Annotated in this window: 2 protein-coding genes; one reads left to right on the top strand and one right to left on the bottom strand. The window is 32.9% G+C overall.

Going from position 1 to position 2,402, the window contains the following annotated elements:
• Positions 1-38 precede the first annotated feature (38 nt).
• Positions 39-1,994: an excinuclease ABC subunit UvrB gene (gene uvrB, locus AC2LE6_RS01240; protein WP_484477413.1), complete on the bottom strand. Its 1,956-nt coding sequence runs from the start codon at positions 1,992-1,994 to the stop codon at positions 39-41.
• Positions 1,995-2,071: 77 nt separating this feature from the next.
• On the opposite strand from uvrB, the gene AC2LE6_RS01235 reads away from it, so the two are divergent.
• Positions 2,072-2,402, top strand: a 331-nt coding sequence (locus AC2LE6_RS01235; RefSeq protein ID WP_484477412.1) for a cobalamin-dependent protein, incomplete at its 3' end; no start/stop codon positions are given.

Below are 2,402 nucleotides of genomic sequence, written 5' to 3'. Positions count from 1 at the left end.
TTTTGTTTGATTTACTTCCTATATATATAATATAGAAACTATAACGTCTTTACTTCAATTAATATGTCCCTTAACTCTGCCGCTCTTTCAAAATCAAGTTTTCTAGCAGCAGATCTCATTTCTTTTTCAAGATTTGAAATCATTTTTTCTTTTTCTTTCTTCGTCATCTTACTTATTGGTTTTTCATCTTCCACCTCAGATTTAATACTTATGCTATCTCTAACACTTTTTATAATCGTTGTTGGAGTTATATTATTCACTTTGTTATATTCTTCTTGAATCAATCTTCTACGTTTCGTTTCTTCGATAGCTTCTTTCATCGCATCACTTAGCTTATCTGCGTACATAATAACTTGTCCATCACTATTTCGTGCAGCTCGTCCAATTGTTTGGATAAGTGATCTTGCACTACGTAGGAATCCTTGTTTATCTGCATCAAGTATACATATTAAGCTTACTTCTGGAATATCTAATCCTTCTCTTAGTAAGTTAATCCCTACTAGAACATCATAGACACCTAATCTAAGATCTCTAATGATTTCAATCCTATCCAGTGATTTTACTTCACTATGAAGATACGCTACTTTGATTCCAATCTCCTTTAAGTAATTCGTAAGGTCCTCACTCATTTTGATTGTTAGTGTAGTGATTAATGTTCTTTGTTTCTGTTCTATTCTGTTTAGTATTTCCGCTACTATATCATCTATTTGCCCGTTCTTAGGTCTTATCTCTATCTCTGGATCTAATAATCCAGTTGGTCTAATTATTTGCTCAACAACCTGATCAGTCTGTTCAAACTCGTAATCTCCTGGAGTGGCACTTAAATATACTACCTGTGGTATCTTTCCTTTGAACTCTTCAAAGTTCAATGGTCTATTATCTAGTGCACTAGGTAACCTAAAACCATATTCTACTAATGTTTGTTTTCTTGATCTATCCCCTTTAAACATACCTCTTACTTGAGGCAATGATACATGAGACTCATCTACAACCATTAAGAAATCCTCACCCATAAAATCCATTAATGTATAGGGTGTTTCATTTTCTTCTCTAAGACTAAGGTGTCTTGAATAGTTCTCAACACCCATACATGATCCTATCTCTTGGAGCATTTCAATATCATAGTTGGTTCTTTGTTTTATACGTTCAGCTTCTAATATTCTATCATTATCTTTAAAATACTTAATCTGATCCGCTAGTTCCTGTTCAATTCTCTGTATACCTTCTTGTATCTTATCTTTATTTGTTATGAACTGTGTTGCTGGGAATAGTGAGAATACATCGTAATTGCTATAAATTTCGCCTGTAACGATATCAAACTCTCTTATACGTTCTATCTCATCATCAAATAGTTCAACGCGAATACCGACAGTTTTTTGATAGGTTGGCAAAATCTCAATGATATCTCCTTTTACACGAAATGTTCCTCTGTTAAAATCAAAGTCATTTCGTTCAAATAACATATCAACTAATCCTCTCATTAAGTTGGTTCTCCCGATCATATCTCCAACACGGAGAGTAAGCATACTGTTTTTATAATCTTCAGGATTACCAATACCATAAATGCATGATACCGAAGCAACAACTATGACATCATCTCTATCTAACAACGATGCTGTAGCTGAATGTCTCATTTCGTCAATCTCATCATTTGTTCTGGCATCTTTCTCAATAAACATATCTCTAGATGGAACATATGCCTCAGGTTGATAATAATCATAATATGAGATAAAGTATTCTACCCTATTGTTAGGAAAGTACTGTTTAAACTCACTATATAGCTGTCCGGCTAATGTCTTGTTATGTGCTAAAACAAGAGTTTTCTTACCTGTTTGCTTTATAACATTACTTATAGTGAATGTTTTCCCAGTTCCAGTTGCACCTAAAAGTACTTGTTCTTTAACCCCTTTATTAAGGTTATCGACAAGAAATTCAATTGCTTTTACTTGGTCTCCCATAGGTTTATAATTGCTTACTAAATCAAATTTACTCATGAAAATCACCACCTACTATATTGTAACATAACATACCTTTTAAAACATTAATGTGCTACAATAAATGTGGTGATTTTATGAAAGTATTATTAATCAGTATCAACGCAAAGTATATCCATACAAACAACGCAGTTAGATTGCTTAAAGCTAACTGTGATTTTCCTGTAGATATCTTTGAATATACCATCAAGGATCCCTTAGAGAAAATCATACGTGATATAGAAGAGTACAATCCTGATGTACTTGGATTCAGCTGTTATATATGGAATATATCCTTATTTATAAAAATTATTGATAGGTTATCTCTAGATGGCTCTAAGATTATAATGGGTGGACCTGAAGTATCGTATGATGCTACATACTTTCTAAATAAGTATCCTGTTGATGTCATCATTAAAGGAGAAGGAG

Source organism: Candidatus Izemoplasma sp. (genome assembly GCF_982632705.1).
Note: the sequence above shows the minus strand (reverse complement) of the source record. Positions and strands in the feature narration are given on the sequence as shown.

Excerpts from the sequence above, each read along its gene's own strand:
- uvrB (WP_484477413.1), bottom strand. The coding sequence starts at position 1,994 with ATGAGTAAATTTGATTTAGTAAGCAATTATAAACCTATGGGAGACCAA.